The organism is Burkholderia sp. AW33-5 (genome assembly GCF_053427615.1).
The window spans coordinates 56,973-81,134 of record NZ_JBSAXA010000009.1 but is presented as its reverse complement, the minus strand read 5'-3'; the positions used below and the strand labels follow the sequence as shown (position 1 = coordinate 81,134).

Annotated in this window: 20 protein-coding genes; 1 reads left to right on the top strand and 19 read right to left on the bottom strand. The window is 64.6% G+C overall.

The genetic code is table 11. The features are described from left to right. Window positions 1-27: 27 nt before the first annotated feature. Window positions 28-2,289, bottom strand: a complete 2,262-nt coding sequence (locus tag ACV22V_RS16645) for a primosomal protein N' (RefSeq protein WP_059691504.1) — start codon at window positions 2,287-2,289, stop codon at window positions 28-30. A 448-nt stretch (window positions 2,290-2,737) separates the two neighbouring features. After that, window positions 2,738-3,832, bottom strand: a complete 1,095-nt coding sequence (gene hemE, locus ACV22V_RS16640) for a uroporphyrinogen decarboxylase (RefSeq protein WP_279610106.1) — start codon at window positions 3,830-3,832, stop codon at window positions 2,738-2,740. Between the two features lie 149 nt (window positions 3,833-3,981). On the opposite strand from hemE, the gene ACV22V_RS16635 reads away from it, so the two are divergent. Continuing rightward, the gene (locus ACV22V_RS16635) at window positions 3,982-4,791 is read left to right on the top strand and encodes a transporter substrate-binding domain-containing protein (protein ID WP_448014715.1); all 810 of its coding nucleotides are present in this window, start codon (window positions 3,982-3,984) and stop codon (window positions 4,789-4,791) included. Between the two features lie 702 nt (window positions 4,792-5,493). Here ACV22V_RS16635 and ACV22V_RS16630 read toward each other — a convergent pair. From ACV22V_RS16630 to ACV22V_RS16550, 17 genes are all read right to left on the bottom strand, one after another. After that, the gene (locus ACV22V_RS16630) at window positions 5,494-7,221 is read right to left on the bottom strand and encodes an AMP-binding protein (protein ID WP_448014713.1); all 1,728 of its coding nucleotides are present in this window, start codon (window positions 7,219-7,221) and stop codon (window positions 5,494-5,496) included. Window positions 7,222-7,480: 259 nt separating this feature from the next. Then, a complete protein-coding gene (locus ACV22V_RS16625; protein ID WP_006477288.1) occupies window positions 7,481-7,906 on the bottom strand; it encodes a F0F1 ATP synthase subunit epsilon in 426 nt (141 codons plus the stop codon). 104 nt (window positions 7,907-8,010) lie between these two features. Next, a complete protein-coding gene (atpD, locus tag ACV22V_RS16620; RefSeq protein WP_059531206.1) occupies window positions 8,011-9,405 on the bottom strand; it encodes a F0F1 ATP synthase subunit beta in 1,395 nt (464 codons plus the stop codon). A 66-nt stretch (window positions 9,406-9,471) separates the two neighbouring features. Next, window positions 9,472-10,347: a F0F1 ATP synthase subunit gamma gene (atpG, locus tag ACV22V_RS16615; protein ID WP_034188170.1), complete on the bottom strand. Its 876-nt coding sequence runs from the start codon at window positions 10,345-10,347 to the stop codon at window positions 9,472-9,474. Between the two features lie 69 nt (window positions 10,348-10,416). Next, the gene (gene atpA / locus ACV22V_RS16610) at window positions 10,417-11,958 is read right to left on the bottom strand and encodes a F0F1 ATP synthase subunit alpha (protein ID WP_014895499.1); all 1,542 of its coding nucleotides are present in this window, start codon (window positions 11,956-11,958) and stop codon (window positions 10,417-10,419) included. Between the two features lie 44 nt (window positions 11,959-12,002). After that, the gene (locus ACV22V_RS16605; protein WP_014895498.1) at window positions 12,003-12,542 is read right to left on the bottom strand and encodes a F0F1 ATP synthase subunit delta; all 540 of its coding nucleotides are present in this window, start codon (window positions 12,540-12,542) and stop codon (window positions 12,003-12,005) included. 2 nt (window positions 12,543-12,544) lie between these two features. Then, window positions 12,545-13,015, bottom strand: a complete 471-nt coding sequence (locus ACV22V_RS16600) for a F0F1 ATP synthase subunit B (protein ID WP_006477283.1) — start codon at window positions 13,013-13,015, stop codon at window positions 12,545-12,547. 129 nt (window positions 13,016-13,144) lie between these two features. Then, window positions 13,145-13,414, bottom strand: a complete 270-nt coding sequence (gene atpE, locus ACV22V_RS16595; RefSeq protein WP_006482730.1) for a F0F1 ATP synthase subunit C — start codon at window positions 13,412-13,414, stop codon at window positions 13,145-13,147. Between the two features lie 75 nt (window positions 13,415-13,489). Beyond that, the gene (gene atpB, locus ACV22V_RS16590) at window positions 13,490-14,341 is read right to left on the bottom strand and encodes a F0F1 ATP synthase subunit A (RefSeq protein ID WP_059531209.1); all 852 of its coding nucleotides are present in this window, start codon (window positions 14,339-14,341) and stop codon (window positions 13,490-13,492) included. Between the two features lie 110 nt (window positions 14,342-14,451). Further along, window positions 14,452-14,979 (bottom strand): ATP synthase subunit I, encoded by a 528-nt coding sequence (locus ACV22V_RS16585; RefSeq protein WP_059531211.1) that lies wholly within the window; start codon window positions 14,977-14,979, stop codon window positions 14,452-14,454. Window positions 14,980-15,552: 573 nt separating this feature from the next. After that, window positions 15,553-16,683: an SLC13 family permease gene (locus tag ACV22V_RS16580; protein ID WP_059531214.1), complete on the bottom strand. Its 1,131-nt coding sequence runs from the start codon at window positions 16,681-16,683 to the stop codon at window positions 15,553-15,555. A 13-nt stretch (window positions 16,684-16,696) separates the two neighbouring features. Beyond that, window positions 16,697-17,590: a ParB/RepB/Spo0J family partition protein gene (locus tag ACV22V_RS16575; RefSeq protein WP_059531410.1), complete on the bottom strand. Its 894-nt coding sequence runs from the start codon at window positions 17,588-17,590 to the stop codon at window positions 16,697-16,699. Window positions 17,591-17,621: 31 nt separating this feature from the next. Then, window positions 17,622-18,401 carry a ParA family protein gene (locus ACV22V_RS16570; protein WP_448014709.1) on the bottom strand — a complete coding sequence of 260 codons (780 nt, stop codon included), beginning with the start codon at window positions 18,399-18,401 and terminating at the stop codon, window positions 17,622-17,624. Between the two features lie 51 nt (window positions 18,402-18,452). Continuing rightward, complete coding sequence (gene rsmG / locus ACV22V_RS16565; protein WP_448014707.1) at window positions 18,453-19,139, bottom strand: 16S rRNA (guanine(527)-N(7))-methyltransferase RsmG; 687 nt, start codon at window positions 19,137-19,139, stop codon at window positions 18,453-18,455. Next, on the bottom strand, window positions 19,136-21,106 hold the full coding sequence (gene mnmG / locus ACV22V_RS16560) for a tRNA uridine-5-carboxymethylaminomethyl(34) synthesis enzyme MnmG (RefSeq protein WP_448014705.1): 1,971 nt from the start codon (window positions 21,104-21,106) through the stop codon (window positions 19,136-19,138). The genes rsmG and mnmG overlap by 4 nt, the downstream gene beginning before the upstream one ends. A gap of 515 nt (window positions 21,107-21,621) precedes the next feature. Next, on the bottom strand, window positions 21,622-22,377 hold the full coding sequence (locus ACV22V_RS16555) for an ABC transporter ATP-binding protein (protein ID WP_448014703.1): 756 nt from the start codon (window positions 22,375-22,377) through the stop codon (window positions 21,622-21,624). Then, a complete protein-coding gene (locus ACV22V_RS16550) occupies window positions 22,377-24,161 on the bottom strand; it encodes a branched-chain amino acid ABC transporter ATP-binding protein/permease (protein ID WP_059531223.1) in 1,785 nt (594 codons plus the stop codon). The genes ACV22V_RS16555 and ACV22V_RS16550 overlap by 1 nt, the downstream gene beginning before the upstream one ends. Between the last annotated feature and the right edge of the window lies 1 nt (window position 24,162).

Sequence of the window (24,162 nt, the reverse complement as noted above, 5' to 3'; positions counted from 1 at the left end):
GCGGCACGGCGGCCGCGCGCGCACCGCTCAGATATCGAGCGGATCGACCTCGACGCTCCACCGCAGCACGCCCTTCAGCGCGCGCAGTTCCGGCTGCCATGCGCGCAGCGCATGCTGCAGTGCCGCCCGCGACGCGCTTTCGAGCAGCAACTGCGCGCGATGGACGTTCGCGACCTTGACGATCGTCATCGGCACCGCGTCGTAGACGGTCACGCGATCGGCGCCCGGCAGCCCCGGCAACGCGGCCGCGGCCTGCAGCAGGAACGCGAGCGCCGCGTCGAGCGTGCGTCCTTCGGCGCGCAGCAGCGCCTGGTAGACGAACGGCGGCAGGTGCGCGTCGCGGCGCTCGCCGAGCGTCGAATTCGCGAAGCCGACGTAATCCTGCCGGCCGAGCGCGTGATACAGCGCGTGACGCGGATAGCGCGTCTGCACGAGCACCTCGCCGGGCAGTCCGGCGCGCCCCGCGCGGCCGCTCACCTGCATCAACTGCGCGAACAGCCGCTCGCTCGCGCGGAAGTCGTGCGAGAACAGCGCGGTGTCGGCATTGAGCACGCCAACCAGCGATACGCGCTGGAAGTCGTGCCCCTTCGCGATCATCTGCGTGCCGACCAGGATGTCGACTTCACCGGCGTGCACGTCCGAGAACAGCGCCTGCGCACTGCCCTTGCGTCGCGTGCTGTCCGCGTCGATCCGCAGTATCCGTGCGCCCGGCACGGCCTCGGCGAGCGCCTCCTCGATGCGCTGCGTGCCGCGCCCGAGCGGTGCGATATCGACGTTCCCGCATTCCGGGCACGACCGCGGAATGCGCGCTTCCCAGCCGCAGTGATGGCAGCGCAGTGCATGTTCGGGCTTGTGCAGCACGACGTAGGCGCTGCAGCGCGGGCAACCGGCGACCCAGCCGCATGCGTCGCACGCGAGCTGCGGCGCGTAACCGCGCCGGTTCAGGAACACGAGGCTCTGTTCGCCGCGCTCGAGCCGCGCCTTCAACGCCGCGACGAGCGGCCCCGACAGCCCGCCCATCGACGCGCGCCCGCGCCGCCGCTCCTCTTCGAGATCGATCAGCCGCACGGTCGGCAGCGTCGCGTCGGCCACCGCGCGGCGCGACAGCGTGAGCCGCGTATAGCGGCCCTGGTCGGCCTGCCACCAGCTCTCGAGCGACGGCGTCGCCGAACCGAGCACGACCGGAATGCCGAGATGCTTCGCGCGCCACACGGCAAGATCGCGCGCCGAATAGCGCAGCCCTTCCTGCTGCTTGTACGCGGGTTCGTGCTCCTCGTCGACGACGATCAGTGCGAGCGTCGGCAGCGACGCGAGCACCGCGAGCCGCGTGCCGAGCACGATTCGCGCGCGGCCCGTGTGCGCGGCGAGCCAGTTGCGCGCCCGCTCGCCCTCGGCGAGCCCGCTGTGCAGCGTGACGATCGCGTCGTCGGCGAGCGTGCCCGCGAAGCGTGCGCGAAACGCGGCCTCGAATTGCGGCGTCAGGTTGATTTCGGGCACAAGCACGAGCGCCTGCGCGTCGGGCCGCGCATCGAGCAGCGCGGCGAGCGCATGCAGATAGACCTCGGTCTTGCCGCTCCCGGTCACGCCATGCAGCAGGAACGGCGCGAAACCTTGCGCGGCGCGGATCGCGTCGAGCGCCTCCGCCTGCTGGTCGGTGAGCGCCGGCGGCACAGTTCGCCCACTGGTTGTCGACAGGTTATCCACAGCTTTGGGCACAGGCGCGTCGGCCCAGCCGATTTCCTCGACGGCGACCCAGCCGCGCGCCGCCCAGTCGTCGAGTGTGGCGGCTGCCTTCGGATGCAACGCACGCGCATCGGGCAACGTCATCGAATCGGTGTCGGCGAGCGCCTGCGCGAGCCGCCGCAGCGCGGCCCCGCGCGCCGGCAGTGCGTCGGGCAGCGCCGCGCGGCCGGCTTCGGTCAGCCGGTAGCGCACCTCGGGCGCCAGCAGCCGGCCCCAGCGCTCCGCGTCGCGCAGCGCCTGCGGCAACGCCGGCAGCGCAACTTCGCCGCGACCGCGCTGGTAGTAATCGGCCGCGAACGACACCAGCGCGAGCCAATCCGGCGCGAGCGGCGGCAGCTCGGTACAAATCGCATCGATCGCCCGCAACCGGGACGGTGGCACGTCGGTGTGAGTCGTCACTTCGCAGACGAGACCGACAACCTGCCGCTTGCCGAACGGCACCTGCACCAGAGTGCCGGGCTCGGGCGCCGGCTGGACGTCGCAGCGGTAGTCGAACAGGGTGGCGAGCGGATGGTCGAGGGCGACCCTGAGGTAAGTGCCGTCCATCACCGCGCTCCGGCGACAGCGCGAGGCGCACCGACGGCTTGCACCCGGGCCCGCGCCACGGTGGCGAACTTAAAGTAAAACTTCAGATTCGGCGCTAAGTTTTGGATTCGCATTAGGAATCGCCGTATACCCTGACCAGCCTGTGGATAACTTTGTTGAGAACTCGCCGTTCAACAGCCGCGAAGCGCGCGGGGCCGTGCTTTCCGCTGTTTTCGGCCGCCCTCGACCGCGCCCCGCGGAGCCTTATTCCATAAGGCTGCTATTCAAATTACGAAACCATAGCGAGACAATTCGACCGATACAGAGCTCTACCGCGCTGCAACGTGGAAAATGTGTATAAGTCAAGTCTTGACAAGCCTTGAATCGGCAACCGGTGCGGGGTTGCGCCCTGTTTAGCGCCGGCAGCGAAACGCCGTCACCCCGCAGTGCAGCATGACACCACTTGCGCTCAGCCCGCCGCTCCGCTACGGATCTTGCGGCTGTGGGTGTGCACTTCGTCGACGAGTTCGGCGACGTGGTCGGGCGACGTGAACTGCGAAATGCCGTGGCCGAGGTTGAATACGTGACCCGGATGATTGCCGTAGCTGTCGAGCACCGCGCGCGCCTGCTCGCGCACCACGGCCGGCGGCGCAAACAGGATCGTCGGGTCGAGGTTGCCCTGCAGCGCGACGCGCCCGGCGACGCGTTCGCGCGCGGCGCCGAGATTGACGGTCCAGTCGAGGCCGACCGCGTCGACGCCGGTCGCCGCGATTTCCTCGAGCCACAGCCCGCCGCCCTTCGTGAACGTGATCACCGGCACGCGCTCGCCGTCGTGCTCACGCTTCAGCTGCGCGACCACGCGACGGATGTAGTCCAGCGAGAAGCGCTGGTATGCGCCGTCCGCCAGCGCGCCGCCCCACGTATCGAAAATCATCACGGCCTGCGCGCCGGCTTCGATCTGCGCGTTCAGGTAAGCGGCCACGGCCTGCGCGTTCACGTCGAGGATCCGGTGCATCAGGTCGGGGCGCGAATACGCCATCGACTTCACGGTGCGGAAATCGTCCGACCCGCCGCCTTCGACCATGTAGCACGCGAGCGTCCACGGGCTGCCCGAGAAGCCGATCAGCGGCACGCGCTGGCGGCCCTGGCCGTCGGTCAGCGCGCGGCGGATCTCGCGCACGGCGCCCGTCACGTAGCCGAGCGTCTCCTCGATGTCCGGCACCGCGAGCTTCGCGACGTCGGCCTCGGTGCGCACCGGATGCGCGAACTTCGGCCCTTCGCCGACCTGGAAGTCGAGGCCGAGACCCATCGCGTCGGGGATCGTCAGGATGTCCGAGAACAGGATCGCGGCGTCGAGCGGGAAGCGCTCGAGCGGCTGCAGCGTCACTTCGGTCGCGTAGTCGGGATTCTTCGCGAGGCCGAGGAAGCTGCCGGCGCGCGCGCGCGTCGCGTTGTATTCGGGCAGATAGCGGCCGGCCTGACGCATCAGCCAGATCGGCGTGTAGTCGGTCGGCTCGCGCAGAAGCGCACGCAGGAAGGTGTCGTTGAGCAGGGTATGGGCCACGGTAGGAGCGACGATGCGAAGGCAAAGCGGCATTTTACCGGAGCGCGGCCGCACGGCCGCGTATGCCGATGCGATGGCGGCCATATGACGCGCGCGATGGCTCCGCTATGATCGGACGCTGATATCGAACCGAACGAAGGAGGAGACCGATGAAGACATTCGCCACGCTGGCCACGCTCACCGCTGCGATGCTTTGCTGCGCCGCCGCGCACGGGCAGGGTACGACCACGACGGCGGCCCCGGCCGCCGCAGCCGTCGGCTCGCGGCTCGACGACGTGGTCGCACGCGGCACGCTGCGCGTGTGCACGACGGGCGACTACAAGCCGTATTCGTACCACCGGACGGACGGCCGTTTCGAGGGCATCGACATCGACATGGCCGAGTCGCTCGCGAAATCGCTCGACGTGACGGCCGACTTCGTGAAGACGAGCTGGTCGAACCTCACCAACGACTTCGTCGCGAAGTGCGATATCGCGGTGGGCGGCGTGTCGACGACACTCGAGCGCCAGAAGCGCGTGTTCTTCACGCAGCCATACGTGGTCGACGGCAAGACGCCGATCGCGCGCTGCGCGGACGCCGACAAGTACCAGACCGTCGCGCAGATCGACCGGCCCGAGACCCGCGTGATCGTGAACCCGGGCGGCACCAACGAGCGCTTCGCGAAGCAGTTCTTCACGCATGCGAACCTGAGCGTCTATCCGGACAACGTGACGATCTTCAAGCAGATCCTCGCGGGCAAGGCGGACGTCATGGTGACGGATGCGTCCGAGACGCTGCTGCAGCAAAAGCTGAATCCGGGCCTGTGCTCCGTGCATCCGGACAAGCCGTTCCAGTTCGGCGAAAAGGCGTACATGGTGCCGCGCGGCGACGTCGTGTTCCAGCAGTACGTCGACCAGTGGCTGCACCTGGCGCTGTCGTCCGGCGAATACCAGGCGATCTCCGACAAGTGGCTGAAGTGAGCATGAGCGCTCGCGGAACAAGCGGCCGATAGCCGGCAGGGACGCCGTCATTGCCGCCGGCCGGGTGCACCGCCGTTACACTTCGGCGTGGCGCCCGGCCGGCGTGAAATCGCGAAAACCGGCCGAATGGCCGACTATCGTGTGCCCCAATCACGTTTCAAAATCTTTCCGACGAATGATTCGTCAGATGCGGTATCTGCCGCGCGATGCGCATTTCAGCGTGTAAATCGGCAATTCATCGACTTCGATACGCATGAAAAACGCATTACGCGCACCCGATGAAAACTCTGCGGAAAAGATGGGTAAATATGACCTTTTTCAGGACCCCGAAAACAGCAAAAAATCCCGGAAAGCCTTATCTGGCGGGCGTTACAACCTGAAACACTTTGTTACCGCGAGGGGTCATTAATTCGCCCACAATGGCCTCAACGGTTTCAACACGGATGCGGTCTCGTGTGCCAAGTGTGAGCGGACGCGAAGCGCTGCGAGCCAGTCGGTCACGTACCGAAGCCCTTCCGAGGGGCATCCCTGTTGGAGTCGTTTCCGGCCCCCGCCGGACTCGGTTTCATCTTTGGTCTCCTCGCGCTAACCCCGTAGCGTGTGGTTTTTAGCGGGCTAATAAGCCCGCTTTTTTTCGTCCATCGAAAACGCAACGGCCCGCAGGCCGTCGCGTTCGTCCCGCCGCCGGGCCGCTCGGTCGTTTCAAGCGGTCTTCTGCACGTCGAGCTTCAGTTCGTCGATCATCCGTTCGCGCATCACGAACTTCTGCACCTTGCCCGTCACCGTCATCGGCAGCTCGTCGACGAAGCGGATGTAGCGCGGAATCTTGTAGTGCGCGATCTGGCCGCTGCAGAACGCACGCACGTCGTCCTCGGTCATCTGCTCGTCCGCGCGCAGCACGATCCACGCGCACAGCTCCTCGCCGTATTTCGCGTCGGGCACGCCGAACACCTGCGCGCTCTGAATCTTCGGATGCCTGAACAGGAATTCCTCGATCTCGCGCGGATACACGTTCTCGCCGCCGCGAATCACCATGTCCTTCAGCCGGCCGACGATGTTGCAATAGCCGTCGGCGTCGAGCGTCGCGAGGTCGCCCGTATGCATCCAGCCGTCGACCAGCACCTCGCGTGTCTTCGCGTCGTCGTCCCAGTAGCCGAGCATCACCGAATAGCCCTTCGTGCACAGCTCGCCGGTCGCGCCGACCGGCACGATCTCGCCGTTCGGGTCGACGATCTTCACCTCCAGGTGCGGCTGGATGCGGCCGACCGTCGTCGTGCGCTTTTCGAGCGGGTCGTCTGTCGAGCTCTGGAACGACACGGGGCTCGTCTCCGTCATCCCGTACGCGATCGTGATTTCGGACAAATGCATCTGCGACACGACGCGCTTCATCGTCTCGATCGGGCACGGCGAGCCGGCCATGATCCCGGTGCGCAGCGTCGACAGGTCGAACTTCGCGAAGTCCGGATGATCGAGCTCCGCGATGAACATCGTCGGCACGCCGTGCAGCGCGGTGCAGCGCTCGTCGGCGACGGCCGCGAGCGTCGCGACCGGATCGAACGCCTCGCCGGGAAACACCATCGCCGCGCCCTTCGACACGCACGCGAGCACGGCCAGCACCATCCCGAAGCAGTGATACAGCGGCACCGGGATGCAGAGCGAATCCTGCTCGGTGAAGCGCATCGCCATCGCGATCGAGCGCGCGTTGTTGACGACGTTGCGGTGCGTGAGCGTCGCGCCCTTCGGGCTGCCGGTCGTGCCGCTGGTGAACTGGATGTTGATCGGATCGGTGGCCGCGAGCGTCGCGCCGATCGCGTCGAGCCGCGCGACATCGAGCGTGCCGCGGCCGCGCGCCATCACGTCCGCGAAGCGGAACATGCCGGCCGGCGCGGCCTCGCCCATCGACACGACCGTGCGCAGGCTCGGCACGCGCGCCGCATGCAGGTCGCCCGGCGTCGCGCCCGCGAGTTCCGGCGCGATGGTCTGCAGCATCTCGACGTACGCCGATGTCTTGAAGCGCTCGGCCGCGATCACGGCCTTGCAGCCGACCTTGTTCAGCGCGTATTCGAGTTCCGCGAGCCGGTAGGCCGGGTTGATGTTGACGAGGACCGCGCCGATGCGCGCGGTCGCGAACTGCGTGAGCAGCCATTCGCTGCGGTTCGGCGACCAGATGCCGACGCAATCGCCCTTCACGATCCCGAGCGCGGCGAGGCCCGCCGCGAGCACGTCGACCTCGTGCGCGAACGCGCGCCAGGTCCAGCGCACCTGCTGTTCGCGGAACACGACGGCCGGGCGATCGGGAAAGCGGCCCGCCGTGTCGAGCAGGAACCGGCTGATCGTCGCGTCGGATAGCGGCACGTCGGTCGCGCCGCGCACGTACGACAGTCCGTTTTCGGGCGCGATCAGCGCCCCCTTGCCAAGGTCTGCTGCCATCGATGTCTCCGTCCGTTTTTGTCTGATCGGCCCGGCGCGCGGCTGACGCGCACGCCTGCTCCACCGCGATCGCGGCGGACTGCCTCTGCCCGGATGATGCCGCGCTCTGCTGACGACACTCTGACATCAAATCGCGGCGGGCGGATGAAATAGCACGACCGGACGATACGATCCGGTCCGCAAAAAAACAGACGAAAACGACGGACGAAAAAAAAGCAGCCCGAGGGCTGCTTTCTTTCGCGGGATACGCGCGCGCGGCTCAGTGCCGGCTGCGAATCTTCGCCAGACGCTGGATCGCTTCGAGCTGCGCCATCGCGGTCGCGAGCTCGGATTGCGCCTTTGCGAGGTCGAGGTCCGACTTCGCGTTCTGCAGCGTTTCCTCGGCACGCTTGCGCGCTTCCTCGGCTTTCGCCGCGTCGAGGTCCTTGCCGCGGATCGCGGTATCGGCGAGCACCGTCACGGCGCCCGGCTGCACTTCGAGAATGCCGCCTGCGACGAACACGAATTCGTCGTTGCCGCCCTCGACTTCGATGCGCACCGCACCCGGACGAATCCGCGTGATCAGCGGCGTGTGACCCGGCAGAATACCCAGCTCACCCGTTTCGCCCGGCAGCGCGACGAATTTCGCCTCGCCCGAGAAGATCTGCTCTTCCGCGCTGACGACGTCTACTTTGATGGTTGCCATATCGACTCCTGGTTGAGCGTATTACGTGGGCGCCCGTCCGTGAAAAGATGCCATCGAGACATCTTTCACGAACGCACGGGCGCCCGCTGCGTTACACCCGACCTTTACTGGATCTTCTTGGCCTTTTCGAAGGCTTCGTCGATCGTGCCGACCATGTAGAACGCCTGTTCCGGCAGGTGGTCGCACTCGCCGTCGACGATCATCTTGAAGCCACGGATCGTTTCCTTCAGCGGCACGTACTTGCCCGGCGAGCCCGTGAACACTTCAGCGACGTGGAACGGCTGCGACAGGAAACGCTGGATCTTACGAGCGCGCGCGACCGACAGCTTGTCTTCCGGCGACAGTTCGTCCATGCCCAGAATCGCGATGATGTCGCGCAGTTCCTTGTAGCGCTGCAGCGTCTGCTGAACGCGACGGGTGATCGAGTAGTGCTCTTCACCGATCACGTTCGGGTCGATCTGGCGCGACGTCGAGTCGAGCGGGTCGACCGCCGGGTAGATACCCAGCGAAGCGATGTCACGCGACAGAACGACGGTTGCGTCCAGGTGGCCGAAGGTGGTTGCCGGCGACGGGTCGGTCAAGTCGTCCGCAGGGACGTACACGGCCTGAACCGACGTAATCGAGCCCTTCTTGGTCGACGTGATGCGTTCCTGCAGCTTGCCCATTTCTTCAGCCAGCGTCGGCTGATAGCCCACTGCCGACGGCATACGGCCGAGCAGTGCCGACACTTCGGTACCGGCCAGCGTGAAACGGTAGATGTTGTCGACGAAGAACAGCACGTCGAGGCCTTCGTCACGGAAGTGCTCGGCCATCGTCAGGCCGGTCAGCGCGACGCGCAGACGGTTGCCCGGCGGCTCGTTCATCTGGCCGTACACCAGCGCGACCTTGTCGAGAACGTTCGAGTCCTTCATTTCGTGGTAGAAGTCGTTCCCTTCACGGGTACGCTCGCCCACGCCCGCGAACACGGAGTAACCGCCGTGTTCCTTCGCGATGTTGTTGATGAGCTCCATCATGTTGACGGTCTTGCCCACGCCAGCACCGCCGAACAGGCCAACCTTGCCGCCCTTCGCGAACGGGCAGATCAGGTCGATGACCTTGATACCCGTTTCGAGCAGTTCGGTCGACGGCGACAGTTCGTCGAACGCCGGAGCCTTCTGGTGGATCGAACGCGTGTGTTCGCTTTCGATCGGGCCGGCTTCGTCGATCGGACGGCCGAGCACGTCCATGATACGACCGAGGGTCGGCTTGCCAACCGGCACCGAAATCGGCTTGCTCGTGTTCTTCACGGTCAGGCCGCGGCGCAGGCCGTCGGATGCACCCAGACAAATGGTACGGACCACGCCGTCGCCCAGCTGCTGCTGGACTTCGAGCGTCAGTTCCGAGCCATCGAGAATGAGCGCGTCGTAGATCTTCGGCATGCTGTCGCGCGGGAATTCCACGTCGATAACGGCGCCGATGCACTGTACGATCTTGCCTTCTACCAAAGCAGCAGTACTCATCGCTTTTCCTTTAAATACCTGATTCTTTACTCGCGCAAAGGCGCAGTTGTCGTCCCGGGCGCGCGCTTAAACAGCGGCTGCGCCGCCGACGATCTCCGACAGTTCTTTCGTAATCGCGGCCTGGCGGCTCTTGTTGTACACGAGCTGCAGTTCGCTGATCACCGTCTTCGCGTTGTCGGACGCGGCCTTCATCGCGACCATCCGCGCCGATTGCTCGGACGCCATGTTCTCCGCGACGGCCTGGTACACCAGCGCCTCGACGTAACGCACGAGCAGTTCGTCGACGACTGCCTGCGCGTCCGGCTCGTAGATGTAGTCCCACGACGTGGCCGGCGTACCGTCATCGGCTTCGAAGTGTTCCGACGACAGCGGCAGCAGCTGCTCGATCACGGCTTCCTGCTTCATCGTGTTGACGAAGCGCGTGTAAGCGATATAAACCGCCGACAGCTTGCCTTCCGAGTACAGATCGAGCTGCGTCTTCACGGCGCCGATCAGCTTGTCCAGATGCGGGGTGTCACCGAGGTGCACGACCTGCGACATCACCTTCGCGCCGAAGCGGTTCAGGAACCCGAGGCCCTTGCCGCCGATCGCGGTGGCTTCGACCTTCTGGCCCTTCTCTTCCAGCTCCTTGAACTTCTGCACCGTCGCACGCAGCACGTTGGTGTTCAGACCGCCGCAAAGACCCTTGTCCGTCGTGACGAGGATGATGCCGGCCGTCTTCGCGCCGTCGTTTGCCACCATGAACGGGTGGCGGTACTCCGGGTTCGCGCGGCTCATGTGCGCGGCGATGGCACGGACCTTGTCTGCATACGGACGAGCGGCGCGCATGCGTTCCTGCGCGCGACGCATCTTCGATGCGGCCACCATCTCCATCGCCTTCGTGATCTTGCGCGTGTTCTGCACGCTCTTGATCTTGCCGCGAATTTCCTTCATTCCAGCCATAGCTTGCTCCTTGACCGAAGCGGCGCGGGCGCATCAGCACCCGCGCGGCCTCAGTGTGTCACTCGCGGATCAATAGGCACCGGACTTCTTGAAGGATTCGATCGCCGAGCGCAGTGCGCCTTCGTCGTCCTTCGAGAGATCCTTGGTGTCTTCGATGCGCTTGATGAGGTCAGCGTGGCTGGTCTTCAGGTTGTCGCGCAGGCCCTTCTCGAACGACAGCACTTGCTTGACGTCGAGATCGTCGAGGTAGCCGTTGTTCGCGGCGTACAGCGACACGGCCAGTTCCCACACCTGCAGCGGCTGGTACTGCGGCTGCTTCAGCAGTTCCGTCACGCGGCGGCCGCGCTCGAGCTGCTTGCGGGTCGCTTCGTCGAGGTCCGATGCGAACTGCGCGAATGCGGCCAGTTCACGGTACTGCGCGAGGTCGGTACGGATACCGCCCGACAGCTTCTTCACGACCTTCGTCTGAGCAGCGCCACCGACTCGCGACACCGACACGCCGGCGTTGATTGCCGGGCGGATGCCTGCGTTGAACAGGTCGGTTTCCAGGAAGATCTGGCCGTCGGTAATCGAGATCACGTTCGTCGGAACGAACGCGGTCACGTCGCCAGCCTGCGTTTCGATGACCGGCAGTGCCGTCAGCGAGCCGCTCTTGCCCTTCACTTCGCCGTTCGTGAACTTCTCGACGTACTCTTCCGACACGCGAGCAGCACGCTCGAGCAGACGCGAGTGCAGATAGAACACGTCACCCGGATATGCTTCACGGCCCGGCGGGCGGCGCAGCAGCAGCGAGATCTGACGGTATGCCCATGCTTGCTTGGTCAAGTCGTCATAGATGATCAGCGCGTCCTGGCCGCGATCGCGGAAGTATTCGCCCATCGTGCAGCCGGCGTACGGTGCGAGGTACTGCATCGCCGCCGAATCCGAAGCCGAAGCGGCGACGACGATCGTGTATTCCATCGCGCCCGTTTCTTCGAGCTTGCGAACCACGTTCATGATCGACGAGGCCTTCTGGCCGATCGCGACGTAGATACAGATCAGGTCCTTGCCCTTCTGGTTGATGATCGCGTCGAGCGCCACCGCGGTCTTGCCGCACTGACGGTCGCCGATGATCAGCTCACGCTGGCCACGGCCGATCGGCACCATCGCGTCGATCGACTTGATGCCCGTCTGCACCGGCTGCGACACCGACTTACGCCAGATCACGCCCGGGGCGATCTTTTCGATCGCGTCGGTCAGCTTCGCGTTGACCGGGCCCTTGCCGTCGATCGGGTTGCCGAGCGCGTCGACCACGCGGCCGACGAGTTCCGGACCGACCGGGACTTCCAGAATGCGGCCCGTCGTCTTGACGATGTCGCCTTCCGAGATGTGTTCGTATTCGCCGAGAATCACCGCGCCGACCGAGTCGCGCTCGAGGTTCAGCGCGAGGCCGAACGTGTTGCCCGGAAACTCGAGCATTTCGCCCTGCATCACGTCCGACAGGCCGTGGATGCGCACGATACCGTCGGTCACGGAGATCACGGTGCCCTGGTTGCGAACGTCTGCGCTCGCTTCAAGGCCCTGGATCCGGCTCTTGATCAGCTCGCTGATCTCAGAGGGATTGAGTTGCATTATTCGCTCCTGATAGTCAATTCTGTTGCGTGCCGGCGTGGCGCTCAGGCGGTCAAGGCAGCCTGCATCGATGCGAGGCGCGCGCGAACCGAGGTGTCGAGCACTTCGTCGCCGACCGTCACGCGCACGCCGCCGATCAGCGACGAATCGACTTCGACCGTCGGCTTCAGCTTGCGCTTGAACTTGCGTTCGAGGCCAGAGACGAGGCTTTCGAGATCCGCGCCGTTCAGCGGGAACGCGCTCACGATCTCGGCGTCGGCTGCACCTTCGCGTTCGTTCTTGAGCGCCTCGAACTGCTCGGCGATTTCCGGCAGCAGCGCGATGCGATGATTGTCGACCAGCATCTGCACGAAGTTCTTCGCTTCGGCGCCAGCCGCGACCGGCGACTTCACCGCAGCAAGCAGCAGCTCGGCCACTTGCGTGCGCGTCACCTTCGGGCTCGACGCGACCGACAGCACTTCCGGCAGACGCGCAACCTGGGCCAGCTCTTGCACGAGCGTGGACCAGGCGGCGATGTCACCTCCCTCGGCCACGCGGAACAGCGCTTCTGCGTAAGGGCGGGCGATGGTTGCAAGTTCGGCCATGATCAGAGCTCGGCTTTCAGTTGATTCAGCAGTTGGGCGTGGGCCGTTTGATCGACTTCGCGCTTCAGGATCTGCTCGGCGCCCTTCACGGCCAGCGCGGCGACTTCGCCACGCAGCGCTTCGCGCGCCTTCACGATTTGCTGTTCTGCTTCCGCTTTCGCCTGGGCGACGATGCGGGCGGCTTCAGCCTGGGCGTTGGCCTTGATTTCCTCGGCGACCGCCTGGGCACGCTTTTCAGCGTCGGCGATGCGCTGCTGGCCGTCGTTGCGGGCCTGCGCGAGTTCCTGGTCCACGCGCTTGTGCGCTGCGTCGAGTTCCGCCTTGCCCTTCTCCGCGGCGGCGAGGCCGTCGGCGATCTTCTTCGAACGTTCGTCGAGGGCGTTGATCAACGGCGGCCACACGAACTTCATCGTGAACCACGCGAGGACCAGGAACACGACCATTTGCGCAAACAGAGTTGCGTTGAGATTCACGGTGTTTCCTTATCTGCTATTCCGGAAAAATGAAACGGTAAGGCGCTCATCGAGTTGCATTCGATCAGCGCCCCAAGTCTCCGTTCCGCCCTGCGCCGGCTTACGCCGGGCGCATATTTCCGAGGAACCTTAGCCTGCGAGCTTCGACAGGAGCGGGTTCGCGAACGCGAACAGCATTGCGACACCAACGCCGATCAGGAATGCAGCGTCGATCAGGCCGGCCAGCAGGAACATCTTCGTTTGCAGCGGGTTGATGAGTTCCGGCTGACGTGCGCAGGCTTCGATGTACTTGCCACCCATCAGCGCGATACCGATACAGGCGCCGATTGCACCCAGGCCGATGATGATGCCGATACCGATGGCGGTCAGACCCTGGATGTTGGCGATGTAAGCTTGCATGATCACTCCTTTGTGAAAAGACTTGGAACTGAGATTTAAAAAACTAAAACGGAAACTCTTTTTTGCACGCCGCGCTTAGTGCTTGTCGTGCGCCTGGCCGAGATACACCAGCGTCAGCATCATGAAAATGAATGCCTGCAACAGAACAATCAGGATGTGGAAGATTGCCCAGACGCTACCCGCGATCACGTGACCAATGAAGCCGAGGAACGTTGCGTCGCCACCGAAGCTCCACATGCTGCCGAGCAGGGCGATCAACAGGAACAACAGCTCACCCGCGTACATGTTGCCGAACAGCCGCATGCCGAGGGAAACGGTCTTTGCGAGATATTCGACGATGTTCAGCGCGAGGTTCGGGATCCACAGCAGCGGGTGGGCGCCGAACGGGGCCGACAGCAGCTCATGCACAAAGCCGCCCGCGCCCTTGATCTTGATGCTGTAGTAGATCATCAGGACGAACACGCCGAGCGCGATGCCGAGCGTGCCGTTCAGGTCGGCCGTCGGGACGATGCGATGGTGGGAAATCACGTCCGACAGACCGAGCAGGCCGATGACGCGGCCCGGCAGGTCGACGGGGAGGAAGTCGAGGGAGTTCATCAGCGCGACCCACACGAACACCGTGAGGGCGAGCGGAGCGATGAAGGTGCGGTTGCCGTGGACGATGGCCTTCGATTGATCCTCGACCATTTCGACGAGCATCTCGATCGCACACTGGAAGCGGCCCGGCACGCCCGAGGTCGCCTTGCGGGCGGCCAGACGCAGCAGGACGATCGTCACGATGCCGCACACGATCGACCAAAACAGCGTGTCGAGGTTCCAGACGTGGATGTCGAAAATCGACGTCTGATGCGAGGTGGAGAAATTCTGCAAGTGGTGCGCAATGTACTCGGACGGATCCGGACCGCGCGTGCCTTCGCTAGCTGCCATATCGTTAATGCCACCCAAATTGTCGAAAATCGTTTTGCCCCGTTCCGCAATACGCTATTGCGGGAACGGGCCGGTGCGGTTCGTTGTCGAAACCGCACGCTGCTTGTTGCTTACCGCCAGGCCAGCGCGATCCAGTACGTCTTCAGCACGACGAGGTAGGTGACGAGGAGCGCCGGCCAGTGCACGCCGGCATAGCCGTACGCCACTGCGGCGAACATCCCGATCGTCACGCCGAGCTTCAGGGCTTCGCCCATCACCCAGCTCATCACGGTGGCCGAACCACCTGCCTTCAGTCGTGCCACGAACAACGCGCTTGGCACCCAGCCGATCGCCCCGCCCAGAAACGCGGATTGCGCAGCGGCGCCCGGCGACTTTGAAAACAGCCACCACGCCAGCGTTGCAACCAGGGACAAGACCACCTGCGCGATCACCACCTTGTAGGGGGTCACGCGCGACGGCTTGCTCACGTTCGGACCGAACAGCCTCTCGGCTTCCGTCCGCGTGAGCGGAACGATGTTGTTATCTTGCAGCTCGGCATCCCAGTCGTCGTCATCGGACTCGCGCCGCTCGCCGGCCGCTGAAGCGGTGCGTTGCGCTCGGTGATCATCGTGCCTGTCGTTCGGCGCCTGACCCGCCATCGCAATCTTCCGCAAAATCCTTGAACCCGGCCCCAAGCTTTCCGAAAGCTTTCAGGGGTGCCTAGCTAACAAATCCGGGCGATTGTAAGCGATAGTTGCAGGTGATTCAAGGCTTTAGACGCGACAAAAACCAGCGTAAAACGACGCCTCATCATGTGAAAAACGCGCGCATCGATGACGTACGATGACAGTTGTAAGGTCGGTTTTTCGCACCGGCATTTCTCGCCCAAAAAAATGCGGACGCAACGAAGTGACGTGACGGCGACGTGCGGTGCGGACGCCGCCGGCGCGGGCGATCGCAGCAGGAATTCTGCTGTGACGCGAACACGGGAAACGATCCAACGCAGCGATGGGCAATAGAGGAACCACTGGGGCCACCGCGTCCGAGCGCGATGCGCGAAATGCGCTCGAACCGAGCGCGGCGGTGCCCGCAATCAGTTGTTGCGCCACCACAGTCGAACGACTGTGGTGGCGCAACACTTATCAACAGGCCCGGCCTCGCAACGACAAGGAACGCAGTGCGCCCTCCCCGCCAGGCTTGCGGCATGCGCGCGCCGCACTAGTCCGCATTGCTCAGCCGTGAACGAGCAACCACGCACCCAGCGCCGCGCTCGCGAGCGCGAACGGAATCGACACGAGGTGAAACGGCAGCCACATGCGCGGCTCCTTCGCGAGACGCACCGCGATCAGGTTCGCGAGCGAACCGATCGCGAAACCGAAGCCGCCGACCGATACGCCGAACGCGAGCGCCCGCCAGTCGCGCGTGAATTCCGACAGCAGGATCGCCGCCGGCACGTTGCTGATTCCCTGTGACACCACCGCGCCCGCCGCGAACACGCGTAGCGGCGAATCGAGATGGGTTCGCGCGATCGCATCGTGGACGACCGGCAGCGCGGCCGCGCTGCGCAGCACAACGAACATCAGCACGAAGATCAGCAGCAACAGCCAGTCGATCTTCAGGACTGCGTCACGTCTCGCCACCAGCAGCGCGATCACGACGCCGATCAGGCCCGGCACGGGATTGTGCGCATCGGCGAGCAGCACGAACGCACCGAACAGCACCGCCGCAAGCAACGCATGCATGCGCTGCACGGGAACGGCCTGGACGTCTCCCGACAGGTCGAGCGGCTTCGCGCGAAACGCGCACGCCGTCAACACGAGCAGCAGCGCCATCAACGCCAGCGCGAGCGGCCCGAGCGTGACGACGAAGCGGCCGAACGACACGCCGCTCAATTGCCACAGGAAAAGGTTCTGGGGATTGCCGAGCGGGGTCGCGACGGACCCCGCGTTGACGGCCAGCGCGACCACGATCACGAGCCGCCGGAACGGCAGCGGCGTCAACGTGCGCAGCGATACCATCAGCGGCACGACGACGAACAACGCGACATCGTTGGTGAGCCACATCGCGAGCGCCGCCGCGAACACGACGAGCAGCATCGCGAGCCCGCGCTCGGAATGCACGTGATGCACGATGCGATGCGCGAGCCACATCAGGCACCCGGACAGCTCGAGCGCCTTGGTCAGCATCAGCAGACCCGCGAGCGTCGCGACGGTCTGCCAGTCGACGAGACCGACCAGTGCGCCAACTGGTTGCGGACGCAACCACTGCAGCACAATCAGCGCAAGCGCCAGCACCGTCAGTACGGGTTCCTGCAAAAGCCAGCCAAGCCACCGGCGCGGCGCCGGCGCGCCCGTGTTTTCCATCGATCGTGCCTCGTTATTCTTCGGTCGCGACGTTGCCGCGCAGACGCGCAAGAATGCCCTCGAGCGCGTCGAGGTTGCCGAAGTCGATCATCACCTGCCCTCGCCCGCGGCGGCCGAGCTTGATCTTCACCGTCGACGCGAGCAGGTCGGACAACTCCTCCTCGAGACGACGCGTGTCGCGGCCGCCATCGTCCTTCGCGCGCGCCTTCACCGCCGGCGCTTCCTTCGTCGTATGCGCGACCAGCTTCTCGGTCTCGCGCACCGACATGCGCTTGTTGACCACCTGGTGCGCGAGCGTGATCTGCGTGGCGGCATCGACTGCGAGCAGCGCACGCGCGTGGCCCATGTCGAGGTCGCCGGCCAGCAACATCGTCTGCACCGGCGCCGCGAGGTTCAGCAGGCGCAGCAGGTTCGATACCGCGCTGCGCGAGCGGCCAACCGATTCGGCCGCCTGTTCGTGCGTGAAACCGAACTCATCGAGCAGGCGCTGGATACCGTGCGCCTCTTCCAGCGGATTCAGATCCTCGCGCTGGATGTTCTCGATCAGTGCCATCGCGGCGGCAGCCTGATCGGACACGTCCTTCACGAGCACCGGCACTTCGTCGAGGCCGGCCAGGCGTGCCGCGCGGAAACGCCGCTCGCCCGCGATGATTTCGTATTTGTCAGACGAAATAGGTCGTACCAGGATCGGCTGCATCACGCCTTGCGCGCGAATGCTGGCCGCCAGCTCCTGCAGGCTGCCTTCGTCCATCCGCGTCCGCGGCTGGTACTTGCCGGCCTGCAGCTTGCCGAGCGCGAGCGTGTTCGGCGCCCCTTCGATCTTCACCGCTTCGGTGATGTCCGCACTGCCGCCGAGCAGCGCTTCGAGGCCACGTCCCAAGCCCTTCTTCTTTGGTACCGCGTTCATGTCTTTCTTCCTCGCTTCGCTCATGTCCGGATCACGACACCTCGAACGCGCGCACGCGATCGATCATCTCGGCACCAAACTGGAGATACGCCTGCGCACCGCGCGAGTTACGGTCGAATACGACGCCCGGCAACCCGTAACTCGGCGCTTCCGCCAAGCGCACGTTGCGCGGAATCACCGCGTCGAACACCTTGTCGCCGAAGTGCGCTTTCAGTTGATCGGAAACTTGTTGCTGCAGCGTGATACGCGGATCGAACATCACGCGCAGCAAGCCGATGATCTTCAGGTCGCGGTTCATGTTCGCGTGAACCTGCTTGATCGTATTGACGAGATCCGACAGCCCCTCCAGCGCGAAGTATTCGCACTGCATCGGGATCACGACGCCATGCGCCGCGCACAGTCCGTTCAGCGTCAGCAGCGACAGCGTCGGCGGGCAATCGATCAACACGAAGTCGTAGTCGTCGGCCACGTGTTCGAGCGCGGCCTTCAACCGTCGCTCGCGGTTATCGATGCTGATCAGCTCGATCTCCGCACCGGACAGTTCACGGTTGGCCGGCAGCACGTCGTACGTGACACCTTCCGGACGCACGCGCGCGTCCGTCACCGAGACGTCGTCGACCAGCACTTCGTACACGGTCGACTCGCAGGCGGCCTTGTCGATCCCGCTGCCCATCGTCGCGTTGCCCTGCGGGTCGAGATCGATCAGCAGGACTCGTTGCTCCTGCGCTGCAAGGCTTGCGGCGAGATTGACCGATGTCGTCGTCTTGCCGACGCCCCCCTTCTGGTTCGCAACGCAGAAGATCTTTGCCATCGTTGGTGTGTTCCCTTTACCTTCAAACAAACGGCGCGCTACCGCGCACCTTCAATTCGCCTCGTCGACGGTGACCTCGATCAGATGCCGTTCGGCATCGAGCATCGGTACCGCCAGCCGCATCGTCTGCTTTACGTGACTGCCTTCCGGCAGCCGTGCAATTTCGTCGTCCGGATGGACACCCTTCATTGCCCAGATCGATCCGCCGGGCGCGACGAGATGTCGAGCAAGTTTAACGAAGTCGGATAGATCCGCGAAAGCGCGGGATACGATCATGTCGAATTTTTCCGGAACTTCGACACCCGGCTGCAGCGATTCGACACGCCCGGTGACGACAGACAGGTTCGCGAGCTTCAGCTCGGCGCGCATCTGCGTCTGGAATGCAGACTTCTTCTGCACGATATCGTTCAGCGTGACCTGCCAGTCCGGCTGGACGATCGCCAGCACGATACCGGGCAATCCGCCGCCCGAACCCACGTCGAGCATGCGCGCCGATGCACGGGCGCGCAGATGCGGAACGATGGAGAGCGAATCGAGAATGTGCTGGATCAGCATCTGCTTCGGGTCGCGAATCGCGGTCAGGTTGTAGACCGCGTTCCACTTGCCGAGCAGCGCGACATAGTCGAGCAGCTGGTTGCGTTGTGCATCCGTCAACATGATGTCGAGCGCGGCCGTGCCGTCGACGAGCATCTGTTCAAGTACGTCCCGATTAACCGCCGGCGCGCGACGCGCCGTCATTGTTGCGTCGGGACGGTGCCGTCCCCCTGTTCCGTCACTTCCGCGGCGGCGCCGTTACGACGGCCGAGGCCGCGGCGCTTCAGGTGCACCATCAGCAGCGAAATCGCAGCCGGCGTGACGCCCGAAATCCGCGATGCCTGGCCGATCGTTTCCGGGCGGAACTCGTTCAGCTTCTGGCTCACTTCGAACGACAGGCCGCGCACCTCGCGGTAGTCGATACCGTCCGGCAGGCGTGTGTTCTCGTTCGCATCGTTGCGCTCGATCTCGCTGGCCTGCCGCTCGATATAGCCCTGATATTTGATGCCAATCTCGACCTGTTCCTTGATCTGCTCGAGCAGCACCGGATCGTCGGCCAACGGCTCTGCAGGCGCACATTCACCGCCCTTCAGTCCGCACACACCGTCGTAGCTGATACCGGGGCGGCGCAGCAGTTCGGCGAGGCTGTACTCGTGATCGATCGCCTTGCCGAGCAACGCAGTCGCCTCTTCAGGCGGCAGCGTCTTCGGCGTGACCCACGTCGACTTCAGTCGTTCGGTTTCACGTGAAACAGCGTCGCGCTTCCGACTGAACGCATCCCAGCGCACGTCGTCGACGAGGCCCAGCTCGCGGCCAATCTCGGTCAGGCGCATGTCCGCATTGTCTTCACGCAGGCTCAGACGGTATTCGGCACGACTCGTGAACATCCGGTACGGCTCGGCCACGCCACGCGTGACGAGATCGTCGACCAGGACGCCAAGATAGGCCTGATCGCGACGCGGGCACCATGCGTCCTTCTCCTGCACGTAGCGGCCTGCATTCAGGCCGGCCAGCAGCCCTTGTGCGGCCGCTTCTTCGTAGCCGGTCGTGCCGTTGATCTGGCCCGCAAAAAACAGCCCGTTGATCGCTTTCGTCTCGAGCGACGCCTTCAGCGCGCGCGGGTCGAAGTAATCGTATTCGATCGCGTAGCCGGGGCGCAGGATGTGCGCGTTCTCGAGGCCGCGCATCGAGTGCACGAGATCGAGCTGCACGTCGAACGGCAGGCTCGTCGAAATCCCGTTCGGATAGAACTCGTTGGTCGTCAGCCCTTCCGGCTCAAGGAAGATCTGGTGCGATTCCTTCGATTCGAACCGGTGAATCTTGTCCTCGATCGACGGGCAGTAACGCGGGCCGACACCTTCGATCACGCCTGTATACATAGGCGAACGGTCGAGGCCGCCGCGAATGATGTCGTGGGTGCGCTCGTTCGTGTGCGTCACCCAGCACGGCAGCTGCTGCGGATGCTGCTCCGCACGGCCCAGAAACGAAAATACGGGGATCGGATCGAGGTCCCCCGGCTGCTCGTCCAGCTTCGAAAAGTCGATCGAGCGGCCATCGATACGCGGCGGCGTACCGGTCTTCAGGCGGCCCTGCGGCAGCTTCAGCTCCTTCAGGCGAGCCGACAGCGACACGGCCGCCGGATCGCCCGCGCGACCGCCCGTATAGTTGTTCAGGCCGACGTGAATCTTGCCGTCGAGGAACGTACCGGCCGTCAGCACGACCGCACGTGCGCGAAAGCGGATGCCGATCTGCGTGACGGCGCCGACCACGCGGTCGCCTTCGACCATCAGGTCGTCGACAGCCTGCTGGAACAGCCACAGGTTCGGCTGGTTCTCGAGCCGATGGCGGATTGCAGCCTTGTACAGGATGCGGTCAGCCTGCGCACGCGTCGCGCGCACGGCCGGGCCCTTCGACGAATTGAGGATCCGGAACTGAATACCGCTCTCGTCCGTCGCGGCGGCCATCGCGCCGCCGAGCGCATCGACTTCCTTGACCAGATGGCCCTTGCCAATGCCGCCGATCGACGGATTGCAGCTCATCTGGCCGAGCGTTTCGATGTTATGGGTCAGCAGCAGCGTCTTCGCACCCATACGGGCCGATGCCAACGCGGCTTCCGTGCCGGCGTGCCCGCCACCGACGACGATGACGTCAAATTCTGTGGGAAAAAGCATGGTGGATTCCGTGCGCAGAACTGCGCACGAACCTATCTGAGAAATGTATGGGGCGAATTATAGCGGGTTCGCTTTTCACCCGAAGACCGTCCGAATGGTAGGGCCGGTTCATTTGGTCGTTTTTTTCGCCTGATCATACAAACTGTGCCGTGCGGCCTGCTTCGGCCGGCGCTGCCGCAGCCTCAGCGCACATCGTCAGGCTGTGCAAAATCGCACACCCGGCGGTTGTTTGCGAAACCCGCAGTCGCTGCGCCATCACAGCATTTCGGATCGACCTTCCTGCGCTTATCCCCTGTGCCGTTTGGCCCATGTCGATAGAACACCGTCGCGCGTACCGCGCTTACTACCCTGTGCAACCCGACGTGATGGGGTCCCACTCTTCACAGGGCTTCCGCTTGTTGCTCCGGCACTTATCCCCACGCCCGTTTCACCGACGCACCGCCCTCTTCCAGAAAACAAAAGCGGCGTGTTTCACGTGAAACACGCCGCCCGTTTCCCGCCGACCGCCCCACCGATCAAGCCGTTTTTTTCACCAACCCCAGGTATGTTTCGATCACGCGCGGATTTTGTGCCAGCTCGGCCGCCGGCCCTTCCAACGCAAACTCCCCCGTCTCCAGTACATATCCATAGTCCGAGATCTGCAGCGCGGCCCGGGCATTCTGCTCGATCAGCAGCGTCGCGACGCCTGTGCCGCGTAACGCGCTGATGATATGAAAAATCTCCTTCACGATCAGCGGCGCCAAGCCGAGGCTCGGCTCGTCAAGCATCAGCAAGTCGGGCTTGCCCATCAGCGCGCGGCCCACCGCGAGCATCTGCCGCTCACCACCCGACAGCGTGCCGGCTGCCTGCTTGCGCCGCTCCTTGAGCCGCGGAAACAGCGCAAACACATGATCGAGCTGGTCGAGGAAGTTCGACTCGCCTGCGAGCTTGCGGCGATACGCGCCCAGCACAAGGTTATCCTCGACCGTCATCGTGCTGAACAGCTCGCGCTTTTCCGGCACCAGGCACATTCCCTGCGCGACACGCTGTTCGACCGGCAGTGCGCCCACGTCCTTGCCGCGGTACACCACTGCCCCTGACGCATGCCCGGTCACCGGCAACGCGCCCATGATTGCGTTCAGCAGCGTTGACTTGCCGGCCCCGTTGGGGCCGATCACGCTGACGATCTGCCCGGCGCCGACCTTGATCGCCGCGCCGTGCAGCGCCTCTACCTTCCCGTAACGCACCGCCAGGCCGCGCACGTCGAGAATCGGCATCGTCGTATCCGTCATCACTCCACCCCGCCCAGATATGCTTCGAGCACCGCCGGATCCTGCTGCACGTCCTGCGGCAGCCCTTCGGCGATCCGCGTGCCGAATTCCATCACCACCAGCCGGTCGGTGAGGTTCATCACGAAATCCATGTCATGTTCCACGAGCAACACGCTCATCCCTTCCGCCTTCAGGCGCCGCAGCAAGTGGGCGAGTTGCTGCTTCTCCTGGTAGCGCAGCCCGGCGGCCGGCTCGTCGAGCAGCAGCAGCGTCGGATCGCAGCACAGCGCACGCGCGATTTCGAGAATCCGCTGCTGACCGAGCGCGAGGCTGCCCGCTTCGTCGTACATGTGCCGCTCCAGCCCGACGCGGCGGATCTGGCGTGCCGCCTCGGCCAGCAGCTGCGCTTCCTCGTGCGCATTGAGCCGCGCGATGCTGCGCCACACGCCCGTATGGCCGCGCAGGTGCGCGCCGATCGCGACGTTCTCGAGCACCGTCATCGTCGGCAGCAGCTTCACGTGCTGGAACGTACGACCGATCCCCCGCCGGACGATCTGGCGCGACGTGAGCCCGTCGATCCGCTCGCCGCGGAACGTGATCGTGCCGGCGGTCGGCTGCAGCACGCCGGTCACGAGGTTGAACGTGGTCGACTTGCCGGCGCCATTCGGGCCGATCAGGCCGATGATCTGCCCCGCTTTCACGTCGAAGCTGACGTCGTTGACGGCCACCAGGCCGCCGAACTGCTTGCGCGCGTTATCGACGACGAGCAGCGGTTCGCCCGCCACCGGCTTCGCGCGCTGCGGCAACGGATCGGCATGGTCGGGCACATGTGCGCGCGGCCCGCGCGGAAACAGCTTCGCGACGAACGGCCACACGCCCTGGCGCGCGTACTGCAGCAGCAGCACCATCAGCACGCCGAACACGATGATCTCGAAGTTGCCTTCCGAGCCGAGCAGCTTCGGCAACAGCGTCTGCAGATAGTCCTGCAGCACCGTGAGGATCGCCGCCCCGAGCACCGCGCCCCACACGTGCGACACGCCGCCGACCACGGCCATGAACAGGAATTCGATCCCGTGGTTCAGGCCGAACGGGGTCGGGTTCACCGCGCGCTGCAGGTGCGCATACAGGAAGCCCGATACCGCCGCGAGCACGGCCGCGTAGACGAAGATCACGACGCGCATCCACGCGGTGTTCACGCCCATCGCCTCGGCCATCACGCCGCCGCCGCGCAACGCGCGGATGGCACGGCCCGGCCGGCTGTTGAGCAGGTTCTGCACCGACACGATCGCGGCCAGCACGACGGCCCAGATCAGGAAGTACAGGCTTCGGCCGCTTCCCAGCTCGATGCCGAACAGGTTCAGTGCCGGAATCCCGTTGATCCCGTCGTACTTGCCGAGCAGTTCGAGGTTGCCGAACAGGTAGAACAGCGCGAGGCCCCACGCGATCGTGCCGAGCGGCAGGAAGTGCCCGGACAGGCGCATCGTGACCGCACCGAGCACGAGCGCGACGAGCGCCGTCAGCACGACGCCGACGATCAGCGCGAGCCACGGCGACACGCCGTAGCGCGTCGTCAGGAATGCGGTCGCATACGCGCCGATGCCGACGAATGCGGCCTGCCCGAAGCTCGTCATCCCGCCGACGCCCGTCAGCAGCACGAGTCCGATCGCGACGATCGCGTAGAGGCCGATGTAGTTCAGCAGCGTGATCCAGTATTCGGGCACCTGCAGCGCGCCGGGCAGCACCGGCAGCGCGAACAGCGCCACGAGGAACACCCAGAAGGTCTTGTTGCGTACCATCGTCTTCATC